Source organism: Janthinobacterium sp. HH102 (assembly GCF_001758625.2).
Lineage (GTDB): Bacteria > Pseudomonadota > Gammaproteobacteria > Burkholderiales > Burkholderiaceae_D > Janthinobacterium.
This window is the reverse complement of record NZ_CP062062.1, coordinates 171,860-188,522: the sequence shown is the minus strand read 5'-3', so window position 1 is coordinate 188,522 and position 16,663 is coordinate 171,860. Positions and strand designations below refer to the sequence as shown.

Here is a 16,663-nt window from a genome sequence, read left to right as displayed (position 1 = left end):
CGTACGGTGCAGCGGGGCGATTGTCAGTATGCTAGTGTGATAAGGCGTGGCACGAGGCCGCGCCGTCTTCCTCACCGCATCCGACATGATCAACCGCCACGCCAGTACCTACATCCTCAGCCACCCGCTGGCCTTCGCGCTGCAGGTGCTCAAGGGTTTCCGCGCCAACCAGGGCTTGCTGCTGGCGGGTGCCGTCGCGTATTACTCGCTGCTGTCCATCGTGCCCCTGCTGATGCTGGTGGTGGTGGCCCTGTCGCACGTGATCGCGCAGGATGAATTGCTGCAAACAATCGGCCACTACCTGGAATGGCTGGTGCCGGGGCAATCGAAGGCCATCGTGGGCGAGATCGCGCATTTTCTCGACAACCGGGGCGTGATCGGCTGGCTCTTGCTGCTGACCATGCTCTTTTTCAGCTCGCTGGCGTTTACCGTGCTGGAAAACGCCATGAGCGTGATCTTTGTCCACCGCGTCGCCATCCGCCGCCGCCATTTCCTCATTTCCGCCGTGCTGCCGTATTGCTACATCCTGTGCCTGGGCGTGGGCATCTTGCTCATCACGCTGGTGGCGGGCAGCCTGCAGGTGATGGGCGAGGAAAGCGTGCGCTTTTTGCGTCATGACTGGGGCCTGGAAGGGGTGTCCGGCGTGCTGCTGTATCTGCTGGGGCTGGGTGGCGAAATCCTCGTGCTAAGCTCGATTTACCTGGTCATGCCGGTGGGAAGATTGTCGATCACGCATGCGCTGATCGGCGGCGTGACGGCGGCCCTGCTGTGGGAAATTGCCCGCCACGTGCTGGTCTGGTATTTTTCGACCTTGTCGCAGGTCAATGTCGTGTACGGCTCGATGACGACGGCCATCGTCGTCATGTTCAGTCTGGAAATCGGCGCCACCCTGCTGCTGCTGGGCGCGCAAGTGATTTCCGAGTACGAAAGAGTGGCCCGTGGCGGCGAAGAAGACAAGCCGCTGGCGCTAAGGACTTGATTTAACGTATGGCTTCAATTCATTGTTGCATTGCACAAAAAGCTGTGCTATACTCCGTTCAGTGATTGAGATTTGGCAACAAATTATCTCGCCATCCAGTTTCAGCGCGGCGACCGACAGGTGTAATGTCGATGGCGTGACAGTGCGAAGAAATGGATTTTGTAATTCCGGATACGATGGTCGATTTACACCTTGGAGTCACCATGCAGATAGCATGGGAGTCCGAAAATCAGGAGGCACTTTGCAGATAGCACTGGCGTCCATGACACGATTAAAGCATTGGTAATACATTGGAACAAGCCCGCGTTTTAGCGGGCTTTTTTTCGTCCATCGTTGGCGTATGGGGTCAGACCCACAACAACGCTAACGCAAAGCTCCGCGCCAACGCATATGGGGGTCTGACCCCAGCTTTTGCCTGGGGTTTACAACGCCCGCGCAATCAAAATCTTCTGAATATCGCTGGTGCCCTCGTAAATCTGGCACACGCGCACGTCGCGGTAGATGCGCTCGACGGGGAAATCGGACACATAACCGTAGCCGCCGTGCACCTGGATGGCGTCCGAGCACACTTTTTCCGCCATTTCCGACGCGAACAGCTTGGCCATCGCCGCTTCCTTCAGGCAGGGCAAGCCCGCATCCTTCATGGCCGCCGCGTGGCGGATCAGCTGGCGCGCCGCTTCGATCTGCGTGGCCATGTCGGCCAGGCGGAATTGCACGGCCTGGTGTTCATAGATGGGTTTGCCGAAGCTTTCCCGTTCGCGCGCATAGCTCAGCGCTGCTTCATACGCGGCGCGCGCCATGCCCACGGCTTGCGAGGCGATGCCGATGCGTCCGCCTTCCAGGCCGGACAGGGCGATCTTGTAGCCTTGGCCCTCTTCGCCTATCAGATTTTCCGCGGGGATGCGGCAATTCTCGAACAGGATTTGCGCCGTGTCCGACGAATGCTGGCCCATCTTCTGTTCCAGTCCCGCCACGATGTAGCCTGGCGTGTTCGTCGGCACCCAGAAGGCGCTGATGCCGCGCTTGCCGGCCGCCTTGTCGGTGACGGCCATGACGATGGCCACGTCCGCATACTTGCCGCTGGTAATGAACTGCTTCGTGCCGTTGATTACATATGCATTGCCATCGCGGGTGGCCGTGGTGCGCAGGGCGGAGGCGTCGCTGCCCGTGTGTGGTTCCGTCAGGCAAAACGCCCCCAGCATCGTGCCTTGCGCCAGCGGACGCAGCCACTGTTCCTTTTGCGCATCATTGGCATACATCATGGCGATGCTGCACACGGGGCAATTATTCACGGAAATGATGGTCGACGTGCCGCCATCGCCGGCGGCGATTTCTTCCAGCACCAGGGCCAAGGACACGTAGTCGAGGCCGGCGCCACCGAGCGCTTCCGGCACGGCCACGCCAAAGGCGCCCAGCGCGGCCAGTTCCTGCAATTCTTCTTTCGGGAAATGATGTTCTTTGTCCCAGCGAGCCGCATTGGGCGCCAGGCGCTCGCGCGAAAAACTGCGCAGCGCTTCCTGGATCATCGTTTGTTCTTCATTGAGTATCATGGGACGTCGTCTCGTTTGTTTTTATGGTGGATTCAGGGAATTACCAGGCGATGGGTTTGCCGTCGTAGTTGCGGAACACGGCCTTGTCCGTGGCCGGCAGGCTGGCCAGGGTGGCGCGGATGCCGGCTGCGCTTTCCTCGGGAGAAATATCGGCGCCGGCGCCGCCCATGTCCGTGCGTACCCAGCCCGGGTGGAAAGCGACGCAGCTGACGCCTTGCGGGCCATGCACGAGGGACGTGTCGATCAGCACGGAATTCAAGGCGGCCTTGCTGGCGCGGTACAGCGAACCGCTGGGGTTGCCGCGCTCGCTCAGGGAGCCCATGTGCGAGGACAGCACGGCCAGCTTGCCCTTGGCGTTAGCCACCAGCGGCGCCAATATCGGCAGCAGGCGCATGGCCGCCAGCACGTTCGTGTGCATGACGAGGTCAAAATCGGCTTGCGCAGGAAACCCGTCGTGGCGGGGGCCATACACGCCCGCGTTGAGGATGGCCACGTCGAGTTTTTCATCGTCGAGCTTCCAGCCCAGGCCGGCACAGCCTTCCACATCCGTCACGTCGAGCTGGTGCGCTTCCGCGCCCAGTTGCTTGAGGGCCTCGCAGGCGTCCGGCGTGCGCGCCGTGGCGATCACTCGCCAGCCGTCGTGGCGGTATTGACGGACGATTTCGTGGCCGATGCCGCGCGAGGCGCCGATGATCAATGCGGTAGGCATATGTTTTCTCCCTGAAAATAAAATGAAAGGCGCGCACCGTGAACCGCAGTGCGCGCCCGTGCTCAGGAACAGCTTATACCAGTTCGATCGCCATCGCCGTCGCTTCGCCGCCGCCGATGCACAGGGCCGCCACGCCGCGCTTGCCGCCGGTTTTCTTCAGGGCGCCCAGCAGGGTGACGATGATGCGCGCGCCCGAGGCGCCGATCGGGTGGCCCAGCGCGCACGCGCCGCCGTGGATGTTGATCTTGCTGTGCGGAATGTCGAGGTCGTGCATGGCGGCCATCGGCACGGCGGCGAACGCTTCATTGATCTCGAACAAGTCCACATTGCTGCTGCTCCAGCCCGTCTTGGCGTAGAGTTTCTTGACGGCGCCGATGGGGGCCGTCGTGAATTCGTTCGGCGCCTGCGCATGCGTGGCGTGGCCGTGGATTTTTGCGATGACGGTGCAGCCCAGTTTTTTCGCCGTCGATTCGCGCATCAGCACGAGCGCTGCCGCGCCATCGTTGATCGACGAGGACGAGGCGGCCGTGATGGTGCCATCCTTCTTGAATGCCGCCTTCAGGGTCGGGATTTTTTCCAGGCGGGCTTTTTGCGGGCCTTCATCGATGCTGACGACGGTGTCGCCGCCGCGGCCGGAAACGGTGACTGGCACGATTTCCCATTCGAAACTGCCATCCTTGGTAGCGGCCTGCGCGCGTTTCACGGATTCGATGGCAAACGCATCCTGCGCTTCGCGCGTGAACTGGTACTGGCTGGCGCACTCTTCGGCAAACGTGCCCATCGAGCGGGCATTGCCCTTTTCGTCGCGGCTGTAGGCGTCTTCCAGGCCGTCCATCATCATGTGGTCATAGATCATGCCGTGACCGATGCGGTAGCCGCCGCGCGCCTTCGGCACCAGGTAGGGGGCGTTGGTCATCGATTCCATGCCGCCCGCCACCACCACGTCGGCGCTGCCGGCGAGCAAGGTGTCGTGCGCGAACATGGTCGTCTGCATGGCCGAGCCGCACATTTTCGACAGGGTCACGGCGCCCGTGGAATCGGGCAAGCCTGCCTTGCGCAAGGCCTGGCGCGCGGGCGCCTGGCCCTGGCCAGCCATCAGGCAATTGCCGAAAAACACGTGCTCGACGGCATCCGGCGCCACGCCGGCCCGCTCGACGGCGGCGCGGATGGCCACGGCGCCCAGGTCGCTGGCGGTGACGTTGGCAAAGTCGCCCTGGAAGGCGCCCATGGGGGTGCGCGCGGCACCGACGATTACGACTGGATCATTCATGTTGGATCTCCGGTTGATGGGTGGGAAGGTGACTGCATACAAAAACGCAGGTGCTGCGGATATGGGAAGACGTCCTCGATATGGCCGTCTTCGATGCGCTGCTTGCGCGCCTGCCAGTAGGCGGCCGTCAGCAGGTCGGCATGGTGCTGTATGAAATATTTACGGATGCGTGGATTGCCCAGCAGGAAGGTGCCGAATTGTTCGGGAAACACATCGTGCTTGCCGATGGGATACCACGGTTCGGCCGACATTTCTTCCTCCTCCGTGCGGGCTTGCGGGATGACGCGGAACTGGCAATCGGTGATGTACTCGATTTCATCGTAATCGTAAAAAACGACACGCTGATGACGGGTCACGCCAAAATTTTTATACAGCATGTCGCCAGGAAAAATATTCGCCGCCACCAGTTCCTTGATGGCGTTGCCATACTCGACGATGGCGTGTTCGACCAGGTCATCGCGGCCTTCCTTCTCGGCATTGCTCAGCCACATGTTCAGCGGCACCATGCGCCGCTCGATGTACAGGTGGCGGATGATGATCTGCTCGTGGTCTTCCTCGATCAGCGAGGGGGCGAACTGTTTCAGTTCGGCCAGCAGTTCCGCGGCAAAGCGGGCGCGGGGAAAAGCCACATTGGAATACTCGAGCGTGTCGGCCATGCGGCCCACGCGGTCGTGGTGCTTCACCAGCAAATACTTTTGCTGGACTTGCGCGCGCGTGGTTTCCTTGGGAGGAGGAAAGAAATCCTTGATCACCTTGAAGACATACGGAAACGACGGCAGGGCAAACACCAGCATCACCAGGCCGCGGATGCCGGGCGCGCTCTCGAAGTGGTCCGACGAGTGTTTCAAATGCTGCAGGTAGTCGCGGTAAAACAAGGTCTTGCCCTGTTTTTGCAAGCCCAGTATCGTATAAATCTCACTGCGAGGCTTGCGCGGGAGCAAACTTCGGAGAAATTGTACGTAGGCGGACGGTACTTCCATATCCACCAGGAAATACGCGCGCGTAAACGAAAACAGCACGGCGATCTGCTGCTGCTCGAACAGCACCGTGTCGAGCACCAGCTTGCCGTGGCGGTTGTGCAGGATGGGCACGACGAACGGGTATTCGCGGTTGCCGTTGATGGCCTTGCCGACCAGGTAGGCGCCCTTGTTGCGGTAGAACAAACTGGTCAGGACCTGGAGCTGGTGGTTCGGCTCCAGCCGGTCGCTGCCGAACAGCTGCTGCAGGCGCGCTTCCACCTGGGCTACATCGCGCTCCAGGTTGGCAAATGCGCAGTCCAGCTGGAAGTTGTTCACCATGCGCTGCAAGGTGTGGCGCAAGCCGTCCTGGCCCGGGTAATACACGCGGTAGGTGGGTGCGGGGTCTTGCGTTTCGATGTATTCCGTGGAAACGACGGGGCGCACGAAAATATAGTCGTTATTGAAATACGTGCGGTGCAGGATGTTGCAGCAGACGGAATTGAAGAAGGTTTCCGCCAGTTCCGGCTGCTTGTGTTCCGTCAGCATGCCGATGTAGTGCAGCTTGAGTTCACGCCACACTTCGTCGCTCAACTCCGACTCTTCGTACTCATCTTCAAGCATCTGCACGCATTCCTGCACGCGCTTGTCATAGAAGTCGATGCGTTCGCGGGCCGCCGTCTGCGCCGCGCTCCAGGCGCCTTGCTCGAAATACCGCTTGGCTTGCTGGCTCGTTGCGCGGAACAGACGGTAATGCTTGTCAAAGCCGTCGCGGATGGTGCGCGCGATATCGAATGCAATCTGGGAAGAGAGCAATTTGGGGAAGGCAATGTGCGTCATAGCTGTGCTCGCATGAATGGCTCCTCACCCAGTCGATCGCCGCGCGCCCGTGCTTACTTGGTTTCCGCAAACAGTTCGCGGCCTATCAGCATGCGGCGGATTTCGCTGGTCCCGGCGCCGATTTCGTACAGCTTGGCATCGCGCCACAGGCGGCCGGCTGGATACTCGTTGATGTAGCCGTTGCCGCCCAGCGCCTGGATCGCTTCGCCCGCCATCCAGGTCGCCTTCTCCGCACTATACAGAATGGCGCCGGCCGCATCCTTGCGCAACTGGCGCACGGCTTCCGGCGTGGTGGCGCGGTCGCAAGCCTGGCCCACGGCGTAGACATAGGCCTTGCACGCCATCATGGTCGAATACATATCGGCCAGCTTACCTTGCATCAACTGGAATTCGCCGATGGCCTGGCCGAATTGCTTGCGGTCATGCACGTAGGGCACGACCAGGTCCATGCAGGCCTGCATGATGCCCAGCGGGCCGCCGGACAGCACGGTGCGCTCGAAATCGAGGCCCGACATCAGCACGTTGACGCCCTTGCCCAGGCCGCCGAGCACGTTTTCGGCCGGTACTTCGCAATCCTGGAATACCAGTTCGCCCGTGTGCGAGCCGCGCATGCCCAGCTTGTCGAGCTTTTGCGCGATGGAAAAGCCCTTGAAATTCTTTTCGATCAGGAAAGCCGTCATGCCGCGCGGACCCGCTTCCAGGTCGTTCTTCGCGTACACCACCAGCACGTCCGCATCGGGGCCGTTGGTGATCCACATCTTGGTGCCGTTCAAGACCCAGCGGTCGCCCTTGAAGTCGGCGCGCAGCTTCATGCTGACGACGTCCGAGCCTGCGTTCGGCTCCGACATGGCCAGGGCGCCGATGTGCTCGCCCGTGATCAGTTTCGGCAGGTATTTGGCTTTTTGCTCGGCCGTGCCGTTGCGCTTGATCTGGTTCACGCACAGGTTCGAGTGGGCGCCGTAGGACAGGCCGACGGAGGCCGAGGCGCGCGAGATCTCTTCCATGGCGATGATGTGCGCCAGATAGCCCATGCCGGCGCCGCCGTATTCTTCGCTGACGGTGATGCCGAGCAAGCCCATGTCGCCCATCTTGCGCCACAGGTCCATGGGGAACTGGTCGGTGCGGTCGATCTCGGCCGCGCGCGGCGCGATTTCGGCGGCGGCAAATTGTTGGATCGCTTCGCGCAGGGAGGCGATGTCGTCGCCGTGGTCAAAGGTCAAGCCTGGGAGATGGAGCATGTCGTCCTCGTCGTCGTTATAAGTGTGGCGGTCATGGGTGCCGGGTCAGTGAAGCTATGATACTCAGTTGTGACGTTTACGTAAACGTAAAGTGGCGCGCGCGGCAGGTGTGCGCCGCTTGCCTTGCTAGCTTGTTTGCGCCTTATCAAGGTTCAAGTCCGCCAGCATGCGCGCGCACGCGTCTTCATGCGCGCTGATTTCCGCCAGCGCCATTTCGATATCGATGCGCTGCTGCTCCAGGGTCTGCCGGTGCTGCGCCAGCACGCCCAGGAAGCGGTCCATCTGCGCGCGCGTGTCCTTCGGCGACTCGTACATGTCGACCAGGCTCTTGATCTCCGACAAGGCCAGGCCCAGGCGCTTGCCGCGCAGGGTCAGTTTCAGGCGGGTGCGGTCGCGCGGTGTGTAGACGCGGCTGCGGCCGCCGGCGCCTTCGCGTTTCGGGCTGAGCAAGCCCTGGTCTTCATAGAAACGGATGGCGCGCGCCGTGATGTCGAATTCCCGCGCCAGTTCGGTAATGGTATAGGTCGTCATGGGTGCGGGCGGTGTCGGTTGCATGGGTGGTCGGTCGTCAGATGGGATGCGGCGAGACAGGTGGTGGCAAAGTGCCGTTTACGTCAACGTCAATACTATTGTAGCGTGCCCTGCCCGTGCTGCAACAAAGAAAAAAGAAGGCGTAAAGGGAGAATTTGGCGAATCAGACAACAATTACTGAAAATAAATTGATTCTTCTTGCACAAACGCGCTTAAGATCGAGAGTTGGTGGCCAAGATGACACCAAAAAGAGCTTTCCTGGCATAACGGCGACATTCTTTTCGCTGCGATGGCAGTAAAATTTTTTAGGTGCAGATTCTTTCCAGTAGGCACGATCAAAAAACAACGTTTCACTATGAACACGTCGTTCATGTCGTTTCCATATTGGAAACAAAATGGCCCTTCTGAAAACTTTGTCTACAAGAAATTGTATGACATGGGCATTGCATGTATCGGCAGAGGAGGGCATTATCCGATACCGTACGTTGTAATGCCAAACCGAGGCTTTGAATCGTGCTGCAGTGCGAAAATCAAGGCTAGCCGCGAATTTGACCCGAAGCCACGCAGAATCGCAAGAGAAAATTCGGCCCACTTTTTGACCTGAAAAGCCCGGCCGGAGTGTTAATTGTTAATTGATACTCTTTTCAAATGTAACAATCTGTATGGTCATTCAAGAAACTGACTTTCATGTTACAACATGAAATAGTACACCTATGAATTCTTCTAACGAACGCGAAAGCTTCAGCCAGCGACTTCAGTTGGCTCTCAAAAACGCCCATTACTCTCCAGACAGCCCGACCAGACTGGCCCGGGAATTCAACATCCGTTTCGATGGACGCCCGATTACTGTGCATGCAGCTAGGAAATGGTTAGTAGGTGAAGCAATTCCCACGCAAGAAAAATTGCGCATGATTGCCCAATGGTTGGGCGTTCCCGCGGAATGGTTGCGTTTTGGCGGCCCGGAAAGCGCCACGCCGAATGGTGAAGCGGGCAGCGCTTTATCGCGCTTTGAGTCCGCCGATGTGAAATTAATTGCCGATTTGCAAAGATTGGATGAACATCATCGTCAAATCGCGCGAGAATTTATTCGCATGCTGGTGAGAGTCAACTACCAAAAGTAAGCATTCAGGCCCTCCCCGGCCGGCGCCGTCCGCCTTACGCTGGCGGCGCTCCCCCTGTCCTTTTATTTGCGCAAGGTCATACTGGAGACATGATTTTGCCGCACAATAAGACCTCGCATGTTGCGCTGCAGCGGAATTATTTGACAATAATCCCGTACGCAGCGGCGCAGCGGCCAATACCAGCGCATAATCACATCAGAAGCAGCCAGTTCATCCACTACGGAGCCGAGCATTTGAGCCGTCTTATGAAAAGTAACTACAGCAATACCGCGCAGCTGAAGGACTTGATGACCGTGCCCCCCATGACTGCCGCGCAACATGCGGAAGTGATGCGCAAACGGATCGCCCACCGCAGGATGGTTGAAGAAGCCAGGGATTTGAAGCAGGCCAGTGCTCATCAGTTCGACAAGAGGTGAGGGATGCCTGACCAAAGCTACTGCGCGTCGCGCTTTGCGGCCGGCGATGCTCACCGTGCTTCAGCACGGTTGCGCTTCTCGGCCACAAATCACTGACGCTCGCTACGCTTTTGTCAGGCATCGTGACTTGGCAGGGGTTTCCCCGCTTTGATTGCGTTGGTGATGTCAGGTTTCTGACGCTTTAAGACCATTCCACCGCGGTGCCAGGTCGTGCTCGATGCCGAGCAGGTCGATGACCCTCGCCACCGTCTGGTCGACCATCTCCGCAATGCTCTGCGGGTGGTGATAAAAGCTCGGTAAGGGCGGGAAGATGATGCCGCCCATTTCGGTCACGGCCGTCATATTGCGCAGGTGCGCCAGGTTGAACGGCGTTTCGCGCACCATCAGGATCAGGCGCCGGCGCTCCTTGAGCACCACATCGGCGGCCCGCGTGATCAGATTATCCGACAAGCCGTGCGCGACGGCCGCCAGGGTCTTCATCGAGCACGGCGCGACGACCATGCCATCCGATTGAAACGAGCCGCTGGCGATCGACGCGCCGATGTCGCGCAGCTTGTGCACGACGTGCGCCTGCGCTTCGACGTCCTTGCGCCCCACGCCCGTTTCCTGGTGCAGGGTCAAAACAGCGGCATCGGACAGGACCAGATGCGTCTCGACGCCGGGGATGGCGCCGAGCAATTGCAGCAGCCGCAAGCCATACACGGCGCCCGTGGCGCCCGTGATGGCCACGACGATACGGCGCGGCCGCTGCGTTTGGCTATCAGGCATCCAGCAGGGACTTCAGTTCGCCCGATTCAAACATTTCATTCATGATATCGGAACCACCGATGAACTCGCCTTTGACATACAGCTGCGGAATGGTCGGCCAGTTCGAGTAATCCTTGATGCCCTGGCGAACTTCCGGGTCGTCCAGCACGTTGACGGTGGCAATGTTTTCCACGCCGCACGCTTTCAGGATCTGGATGGCGCGGCCGGAAAAGCCGCACTGCGGGAACTGGGCCGTGCCCTTCATGAACAGCACGACTGGCGTGTTCGTCACGGTTTCTTTGATCCAGGTTTGTACGTCGCTCATAGCTGCCTCTGATGGGTAAATAAATAGATGCCGTCATTTTATAAGAAAACGACGGCACGGGTATGCGCTCAAGTCATAAATCGGGCAAGTCAGCCACGTTGACGCTTATAAGGTCTTGCCCAGACAGGTCGATTGTGCCGCGCCCACGTATTTGCCCCAGGCAAGGACCGGCACATAGCCGTGCCTGGCATAAAACGCTACCGCGCGGGCATTTGCCACGCGGGTGGACAGGTGCAGGGCCTGATAGCCATGCCGGCGCGCCTGCGCCTCCACGTGGGCCAGCAGGGCCGCGCCCACGCCTGTGCTGCCGGGATGCGCATACATGCGCTTGAGTTCGCCTATGGAACTGTCCGGCCCGCCCAGCGGGCGCAGGGCGGCGCAACCGAGCAGTGCTCCAGCCGCATCGCGGGCCAGGTAAAAGCCGCCGCGCGGCGTTGCCGCTTCGACATCGAAGGAGGAACGGCCGCTGTCGCCATTGATGCGCAGCAGCGCGTCCGACAATGCGTCGAGCAGCAGCTGGGCATCCGGGCTGGCGGCGTCCACCGCCAGGATGACGAGGTCACGCCCGGCGGCCATGGGCTTAGCCGCGCAGCTTGGCGAAGGCGGCGGCCATGCTGCCGGCCGGCTCGGGCGCGTTGCGCGACTGCGACTGGTGCTGCGCCATGCTGCGGCGGTCGTTGCGGTCGCCACGCTGCTCGGGCTTGCTGCCCGCTTGCGGCGCGCTGTCCGTCAGGCGCATGGTCAGCGCGATGCGCTTGCGCTTCTCGTCGACTTCCAGCACTTTCACGCGCACGACCTGGCCTGCTTTCACCACCGTGTGCGGGTCTTTCACAAACGTGTTCGACAGGGCCGAGATGTGCACGAGGCCATCCTGGTGCACGCCGATATCGACAAAGGCGCCAAAGGCGGCCACGTTGGTGACCACGCCTTCGAGAATCATGTCCGGGCGCAAGTCGCGGATTTCTTCCACGCCTTCCTTGAAGGTGGCGGTGGTAAATTCCGGACGCGGGTCGCGGCCCGGCTTTTCCAGTTCCTTCAGAATATCGCTAATGGTCGGCACGCCGAAGGTTTCATCCGCGTATTTTGCCGGGCTGAGGGTTTTCAGCAAGGCGGTCTCACCGATGACGGCCTTGATATCCTTCTTGATGTCGGCCAAAATCTTTTCCACCAGCGGGTACGATTCCGGGTGGACGGCCGAGGCGTCCAGCGGGTTCTCTCCGCCCATCACGCGCAGGAAGCCCGCCGCCTGTTCGTAGGTCTTGTCGCCCAGACGCGGCACGGCCTTCAAGGCCGCGCGCGAGGTGAACGCGCCCTTCATGTCGCGGTAGGTGACGATGCTTTGCGCCACGCTGGCCGACAGGCCGGACACGCGCGCCAGCAGGGGAGCGGACGCCGTGTTGACGTCCACGCCCACGGCATTCACGCAATCTTCCACCACGGCATCGAGCGAGCGAGCCAGCTGGCTTTGACTCACGTCATGCTGGTACTGGCCCACGCCGATCGATTTCGGGTCAATCTTGACCAGCTCGGCCAGCGGGTCTTGCAGGCGGCGCGCGATCGAGACGGCGCCGCGCAGCGACACATCCATGTCCGGCAATTCCTTCGAGGCGAATTCGGACGCCGAATACACCGACGCGCCCGCTTCCGAGACGACGATCTTCGTCATCTTCGCTTCCGGATGCTGCTTGATCAAATCCTGCGCCAACTTGTCCGTTTCGCGCGAGGCGGTGCCGTTGCCGATGGAAATCAAGGACACATTGTGCTTGGCGGCAAGACGACCCAGCGTGTGCAAGGAGCCATCCCAGTCGTTCTTCGGCTGGTGCGGGTAGATCACGGCCGTGTCGACCACTTTACCGGTGGCATCGACCACGGCGACCTTGACGCCCGTGCGCAGGCCAGGATCGAGGCCCATGGTGGCGCGCTGGCCGGCCGGCGCGGCCAGCAGCAGCGCTTTCAGATTGGTGGCGAAGACGTTGATCGCGTCAAGTTCCGAGCGTTCGCGCAGCGCGCCCATCAGTTCAGTTTCCAGGTGCATGAAGCTTTTCACGCGCCAGGTCCAGCGCGCCGTGTCTGCCAGCCATTTGTCGGCCGGGCGGCCTTGCTGCTTGATGCCGAAGCGGGCGGCGATGCGGCCTTCGCACGGATTGTGCGGCGCATCCCATTTCGGTTTTTCCGCTTCTGTGTCCAGGCGCAGGGTGACGTCGAGGATGCCTTCGCGGCGGCCGCGCAGCAGCGCCAGCGCGCGGTGCGATGGCACGGTGGAAATGGTTTCCGAGTAATCGAAATAATCGGCGAATTTTTCGCCTTCGTCCTGCTTGCCTTCCACCACTTTCGACTCGACGATGCCGTGTTCCTGCACGTATTCGCGCAAGGTTTGCAGCAGGGTCGCGTCTTCGGCGAAGCGCTCCATCAGAATCTGGCGCGCGCCGTCGAGGGCCGCTTTGGTGTCGGCCACGCCCGGGTTGTTGCCGTCGGCACTAGTAAACGCGTCGCGCAGGAACTTGCCCGCTTCCATTTCCGGCGTCAGTTCCGGGTTTTCCAGCAAGCCGTCGGCCAGCGGCATCAGGCCCGCTTCGATGGCGATCTGCGCCTTCGTGCGGCGCTTCTGCTTGTATGGCAAATACAGGTCTTCCAGGCGTGTCTTGTCTTCCGCGTGCATGACGGCGTCGAGCAGCTCGGGCGTCATCTTGTTCTGTTCCGTGATCGAGGCCACGATGGCGGCGCGCCGCTCTTCCAGCTCGCGCAGGTAGCGCAGGCGCTCTTCGAGCAGGCGCAGCTGGATATCGTCGAGGCCGCCGGTCGCTTCCTTGCGGTAACGGGCGATGAAGGGCACGGTGGCGCCTTCGTCGAGCAGTTCGATGGCGGCGGCAACCTGCACCGGTTTGGCGGCAAGTTCAAGGGCAAGGCGTTGTTCGATAGTGGGCAGCATGGTTGTTTCCAGAGCGATCAAGCCTGGAATGATACGCAATCGGCGCGATTGCGCAATCTTGACAGCGCAAATGGACTGTGCGTTGACAAGCGCTTCAACGGGCCGGCAGCAGCGGGCTGGCGGGCGCGGGAGCCGGCGGCCTCTGCGGCGTGACGGACTTGCCAAAGGCATTGCCCATGCGGTGTTCGAGGGCGGCGCGGTTGTACAGCCCCAGCTGGTTCGATGGCCGCTGCATGATCGCTTCGGCGCCGGACAGGGCGGGCGGCGGCCGGTTCATGGTGTTACTATTCGGCAATAATTTTTCATTCAAGCAAGATATCGATGGCGCGCGCTGGCCGTTCGCTTCCACTTCCACGCAGCCCTTTGGCGGCGCGGCGGCCGTCACGACGACGGTGTGCTCGTCCGCCTGCGCGGGCAGGGCGGCGCAGATCAACAGCAACAGTGATAACAGGCGTGCCATGGCGGCTCCCGGAGCGGTAAATAAGCGTCCAGCATAGCAAGGTCATGTGTCGCGGCGATGACACAGAGCGGGACGCGGGCTGGCGCCATGTCATGCAGTTGTCATTTTATGAAGCTACCATCCTGCCATTCTGCAGACAACATTGCAGTCAAGACACTTCATGAGCAGGATTTTTCGTTGCGTCCCCTGGAAAATGACACTAAGCCACCGCCGCGCCGCAAGGGGCAATGCCCTGTCCGCCTGCTTGCTGATGACATTGATGACATTGATGACATTCGCGCGGCCCGCTGCCGGTGCGGATGGCGCTGATGCCAGCGCGCACTCTACCCTGCGCTTCGACTTGCCCGCCCAGCCGCTCGACGCGGCCCTGGTGGCGTTTGGCGAAGTGACCGGGTATTCCGTGCTCGTCAGCAGCCAGCTGGCGGCCGGCAGAGTGGCAGCGCCCGTGCGCGGCGACTACACGCCGGCCGAAGCGCTGCAGCGCCTGCTGGCCGGCACGCAACTGGGCGCGCGCTTCAGCGGCAGCAATGCGTTTACCTTGCTGGCGCTGGCCGACGCCCCGGCAGCGCCGGCGCCCTTGCCGGCCCAGGCCGCTCCTGCCGCGCCACCGCTGCAGGGCTATGCGGTCATCCTGCAGCGTTCGCTCACGCGCGCTCTGTGCCGTTTGCATCCGGACGCTTTCGGCCGCTACCGCCTGGCCTTCCAGCTGTGGCTCGACGAGCGGGGCAAGGTGCGCGCCGTGCACGTGCTGGAAGCGAGCGGTGTGGAACAGCGCGACAACGCCGTAGTGCAGCGCCTGCGCAGCCTGTTGATGGACGGCGCGCCACCGGCGGGCTTGCCGCAGCCGCTGACGATCCTGTTGACGCCGCGGCCCGACCCAGCTGCCGATTGCGCGCCCTACCTGCCGGCCGGAGCGACTTGAGCATGTCGGACTTGCTGAAAGCCACCTTGCGCAAGCTGTTCCTGGAACGCTATGGACAGTTTCGCCGCCACCTGCAGCGCCGCCTGGGCTCGGAAGACCTGGCCAACGACGCGCTGCATGAAACATATTTAAGAGTGGAAAAGATGACCGCGCCCGAAGCGATCAGCTACCCGTCCGCGTATCTGATGCGCATCGCCATCAACATTGCGGAAGATCAACGCCGTGACAATGCGCGCCTGCTCAGCCTTCCCGATATCGACGACTTGTACGAGATGGCCGACGAGCTGGCCGACCCGGCCCGCACCTTCAGCGCGCGCGCCGAACTGGAAGAACTGGAACGGGCCTTGCAGGAGTTGCCGAAACGCCGGCGCGCCATCGTCATCGCCGCCCGCGTCGATCAGTTGCCGCACCGCGACATCGCCGAGCGCTTCGGCATTTCCGCCCGCACGGTGGAGAAGGAATTGCGCGCCGGCCTCGAACACTGCTGCGAGCGCATGGGACGCGATTTCATCCAGCGCTTCGGTCCCGGCGCGGGAAAAACGTCTAAACATCATGATTGAACAAGCGGAAGACGACATGAGTGTCATCCAGAAGGAAGCGCAGGCATGGGTCGTGCGCCTGGCCTCGGGCCAGGTCAGCGAACGCGATGCGCAAGTGTTTCGCCACTGGTGCGCGCGCAGCCGCAGGCATGCCAACGCGTTTGCCGAGGCGCGCGCCGTGTGGGGCGCCATGGCGCCGGCCGCGCGCGCCGTCAAGCGGGCACAGGCGCCAGTGAATACGGCGCGGCGCGCCTGGCTGGGCGCCGGCGTGGCGGCCTCGCTGGGCTTGCTGGCGCTGCGCCCGCCGACGGACCTGTGGCCGGCCGTGGCGGGCCTGGCCGCCGACTACGCCACGGGCACGGGCGAGCAGCGCGAAGTGGCGCTCGATGGCGGCGTGCTGGTGCAGATGAATACGCAGACGCGCCTCGACGCGGCGCCCGTGCAGGACGGCGCCGCATCGCTGGTGCTGCTGGCGGGCGAGGCGGAATTCCAGGCCGGCCTGCGCGGCGCGGCGCGGGTGCGCGTGCAGGCGGGCGACGGCAGCGTGTCGGCCGGCAGCGCGCGCTTCAATATCCGCCTGTTCGGCCAGGAAGTGTGCGTGACGTGCCTGGCGGGCCGCTTGCGCGTGGCGCAGGCCGGCCACGATGCGGAACTGGCGGCGGGCCAGCAGCTGCGCTACCGGCCCGAGCATTTCGGCATTGCCCGCGCGGTGGCCAAGAGCGACGTCAGCGCGTGGCGCCACCGGCTGCTGGTTTTTAAACAAAGCACCCTGGCCGAGGTGGTGGACGAGGTGAACCGCTACCGTCCCGGCAAGCTGATCCTCAATGGCGACGCCTTGAAACAGACGCGCGTGCAAGCGAGCTTTTCGCTCGACCGCCTCGATGACGTGATCGCCCTGATCCAGGATGCGTATGGCGCGCGCGTGACGCGGCTGCCAGGCGGCATCGTGCTGTTCGGCTGAACCCCGCCTTGGCGCGCCAAGGCGGAGCGCCAATTATGACATTTTGATGACCTTTTGCAGTCCCGGACCTTGTTCCCTGTCAATGCTGCTGGAAGCCGCGAATCAGTGCCTGCCGCCCGCCCCGTGCGTGGTGCGCGCCGCCTCGCGATATCGGTCAGCAACGGAACATG

17 protein-coding genes are annotated in these 16,663 nt (G+C 61.8%); 5 read left to right on the top strand and 12 right to left on the bottom strand.

What is annotated here, in order from left to right; all coding sequences use genetic code 11:
• Positions 1-85: 85 nt before the first annotated feature.
• Positions 86-979 carry a YihY/virulence factor BrkB family protein gene (locus JAB4_RS00775; RefSeq protein ID WP_070221731.1) on the top strand — a complete coding sequence of 298 codons (894 nt, stop codon included), beginning with the start codon at positions 86-88 and terminating at the stop codon, positions 977-979.
• A gap of 422 nt (positions 980-1,401) precedes the next feature.
• On the opposite strand, the gene JAB4_RS00770 is transcribed toward JAB4_RS00775, so the two are convergent.
• From JAB4_RS00770 to JAB4_RS00745, 6 genes are all read right to left on the bottom strand, one after another.
• The gene (locus JAB4_RS00770; protein WP_070221732.1) at positions 1,402-2,529 is read right to left on the bottom strand and encodes an acyl-CoA dehydrogenase family protein; all 1,128 of its coding nucleotides are present in this window, start codon (positions 2,527-2,529) and stop codon (positions 1,402-1,404) included.
• A 40-nt stretch (positions 2,530-2,569) separates the two neighbouring features.
• Positions 2,570-3,238 carry an SDR family oxidoreductase gene (locus JAB4_RS00765; protein WP_070221733.1) on the bottom strand — a complete coding sequence of 223 codons (669 nt, stop codon included), beginning with the start codon at positions 3,236-3,238 and terminating at the stop codon, positions 2,570-2,572.
• A 73-nt stretch (positions 3,239-3,311) separates the two neighbouring features.
• Positions 3,312-4,508 carry an acetyl-CoA C-acyltransferase gene (locus tag JAB4_RS00760; protein WP_070221734.1) on the bottom strand — a complete coding sequence of 399 codons (1,197 nt, stop codon included), beginning with the start codon at positions 4,506-4,508 and terminating at the stop codon, positions 3,312-3,314.
• A complete protein-coding gene (gene aceK, locus JAB4_RS00755; RefSeq protein ID WP_070221735.1) occupies positions 4,505-6,304 on the bottom strand; it encodes a bifunctional isocitrate dehydrogenase kinase/phosphatase in 1,800 nt (599 codons plus the stop codon). Before aceK ends, JAB4_RS00760 begins: the two co-directional genes overlap by 4 nt.
• Positions 6,305-6,357: 53 nt before the next feature.
• The gene (locus JAB4_RS00750; RefSeq protein ID WP_034753750.1) at positions 6,358-7,542 is read right to left on the bottom strand and encodes an isovaleryl-CoA dehydrogenase; all 1,185 of its coding nucleotides are present in this window, start codon (positions 7,540-7,542) and stop codon (positions 6,358-6,360) included.
• 126 nt (positions 7,543-7,668) lie between these two features.
• The gene (locus JAB4_RS00745; protein ID WP_046683171.1) at positions 7,669-8,073 is read right to left on the bottom strand and encodes a MerR family DNA-binding transcriptional regulator; all 405 of its coding nucleotides are present in this window, start codon (positions 8,071-8,073) and stop codon (positions 7,669-7,671) included.
• 713 nt (positions 8,074-8,786) lie between these two features.
• Here JAB4_RS00745 and JAB4_RS00740 point away from each other — a divergent pair.
• On the top strand, positions 8,787-9,194 hold the full coding sequence (locus JAB4_RS00740) for a hypothetical protein (protein WP_034753756.1): 408 nt from the start codon (positions 8,787-8,789) through the stop codon (positions 9,192-9,194).
• A 62-nt stretch (positions 9,195-9,256) separates the two neighbouring features.
• On the opposite strand, the gene JAB4_RS00735 is transcribed toward JAB4_RS00740, so the two are convergent.
• From JAB4_RS00735 to JAB4_RS00710, 6 genes are all read right to left on the bottom strand, one after another.
• The gene (locus JAB4_RS00735) at positions 9,257-9,664 is read right to left on the bottom strand and encodes a hypothetical protein (protein ID WP_175444817.1); all 408 of its coding nucleotides are present in this window, start codon (positions 9,662-9,664) and stop codon (positions 9,257-9,259) included.
• Between the two features lie 111 nt (positions 9,665-9,775).
• Positions 9,776-10,378: a UbiX family flavin prenyltransferase gene (locus tag JAB4_RS00730; RefSeq protein WP_070221737.1), complete on the bottom strand. Its 603-nt coding sequence runs from the start codon at positions 10,376-10,378 to the stop codon at positions 9,776-9,778.
• On the bottom strand, positions 10,371-10,682 hold the full coding sequence (gene grxD / locus JAB4_RS00725) for a Grx4 family monothiol glutaredoxin (protein WP_034753766.1): 312 nt from the start codon (positions 10,680-10,682) through the stop codon (positions 10,371-10,373). Before grxD ends, JAB4_RS00730 begins: the two co-directional genes overlap by 8 nt.
• Before the next feature lie 105 nt (positions 10,683-10,787).
• Positions 10,788-11,258 carry a GNAT family N-acetyltransferase gene (locus tag JAB4_RS00720; RefSeq protein ID WP_070221738.1) on the bottom strand — a complete coding sequence of 157 codons (471 nt, stop codon included), beginning with the start codon at positions 11,256-11,258 and terminating at the stop codon, positions 10,788-10,790.
• A gap of 4 nt (positions 11,259-11,262) precedes the next feature.
• On the bottom strand, positions 11,263-13,611 hold the full coding sequence (locus JAB4_RS00715; RefSeq protein WP_070221739.1) for a Tex family protein: 2,349 nt from the start codon (positions 13,609-13,611) through the stop codon (positions 11,263-11,265).
• A gap of 94 nt (positions 13,612-13,705) precedes the next feature.
• Entirely contained in the window at positions 13,706-14,071 is a 366-nt protein-coding gene (locus tag JAB4_RS00710; RefSeq protein ID WP_070221740.1) for a hypothetical protein, read from the bottom strand.
• Positions 14,072-14,330: 259 nt separating this feature from the next.
• On the opposite strand from JAB4_RS00710, the gene JAB4_RS00705 reads away from it, so the two are divergent.
• The 3 genes from JAB4_RS00705 to JAB4_RS00695 are packed head-to-tail and all read left to right on the top strand — an operon-like array spanning position 14,331 to position 16,493.
• Complete coding sequence (locus JAB4_RS00705) at positions 14,331-14,993, top strand: secretin and TonB N-terminal domain-containing protein (protein ID WP_175444818.1); 663 nt, start codon at positions 14,331-14,333, stop codon at positions 14,991-14,993.
• Positions 14,994-14,995: 2 nt separating this feature from the next.
• Entirely contained in the window at positions 14,996-15,553 is a 558-nt protein-coding gene (locus JAB4_RS00700) for an RNA polymerase sigma factor (protein ID WP_070221741.1), read from the top strand.
• The gene (locus JAB4_RS00695; RefSeq protein WP_070300333.1) at positions 15,546-16,493 is read left to right on the top strand and encodes a FecR domain-containing protein; all 948 of its coding nucleotides are present in this window, start codon (positions 15,546-15,548) and stop codon (positions 16,491-16,493) included. The genes JAB4_RS00700 and JAB4_RS00695 overlap by 8 nt, the downstream gene beginning before the upstream one ends.
• Positions 16,494-16,663: the final 170 nt, after the last annotated feature.

Bases quoted from the DNA above. Each gene is read 5' to 3' on its own strand.
- JAB4_RS00775 (WP_070221731.1), top strand. From the start codon at position 86: ATGATCAACCGCCACGCCAGTACCTACATCCTCAGCCACCCGCTGGCC.
- JAB4_RS00770 (WP_070221732.1), bottom strand. From the start codon at position 2,529: ATGATACTCAATGAAGAACAAACGATGATCCAGGAAGCGCTGCGCAGT.
- JAB4_RS00765 (WP_070221733.1), bottom strand. From the start codon at position 3,238: ATGCCTACCGCATTGATCATCGGCGCCTCGCGCGGCATCGGCCACGAA.
- JAB4_RS00760 (WP_070221734.1), bottom strand. From the start codon at position 4,508: ATGAATGATCCAGTCGTAATCGTCGGTGCCGCGCGCACCCCCATGGGC.
- aceK (WP_070221735.1), bottom strand. From the start codon at position 6,304: ATGACGCACATTGCCTTCCCCAAATTGCTCTCTTCCCAGATTGCATTC.
- JAB4_RS00750 (WP_034753750.1), bottom strand. From the start codon at position 7,542: ATGCTCCATCTCCCAGGCTTGACCTTTGACCACGGCGACGACATCGCC.
- JAB4_RS00745 (WP_046683171.1), bottom strand. From the start codon at position 8,073: ATGACGACCTATACCATTACCGAACTGGCGCGGGAATTCGACATCACG.
- JAB4_RS00740 (WP_034753756.1), top strand. From the start codon at position 8,787: ATGAATTCTTCTAACGAACGCGAAAGCTTCAGCCAGCGACTTCAGTTG.
- JAB4_RS00730 (WP_070221737.1), bottom strand. From the start codon at position 10,378: ATGCCTGATAGCCAAACGCAGCGGCCGCGCCGTATCGTCGTGGCCATC.
- grxD (WP_034753766.1), bottom strand. From the start codon at position 10,682: ATGAGCGACGTACAAACCTGGATCAAAGAAACCGTGACGAACACGCCA.
- JAB4_RS00720 (WP_070221738.1), bottom strand. From the start codon at position 11,258: ATGGCCGCCGGGCGTGACCTCGTCATCCTGGCGGTGGACGCCGCCAGC.
- JAB4_RS00715 (WP_070221739.1), bottom strand. From the start codon at position 13,611: ATGCTGCCCACTATCGAACAACGCCTTGCCCTTGAACTTGCCGCCAAA.
- JAB4_RS00710 (WP_070221740.1), bottom strand. From the start codon at position 14,071: ATGGCACGCCTGTTATCACTGTTGCTGTTGATCTGCGCCGCCCTGCCC.
- JAB4_RS00705 (WP_175444818.1), top strand. From the start codon at position 14,331: ATGACATTGATGACATTCGCGCGGCCCGCTGCCGGTGCGGATGGCGCT.
- JAB4_RS00700 (WP_070221741.1), top strand. From the start codon at position 14,996: ATGTCGGACTTGCTGAAAGCCACCTTGCGCAAGCTGTTCCTGGAACGC.
- JAB4_RS00695 (WP_070300333.1), top strand. From the start codon at position 15,546: ATGATTGAACAAGCGGAAGACGACATGAGTGTCATCCAGAAGGAAGCG.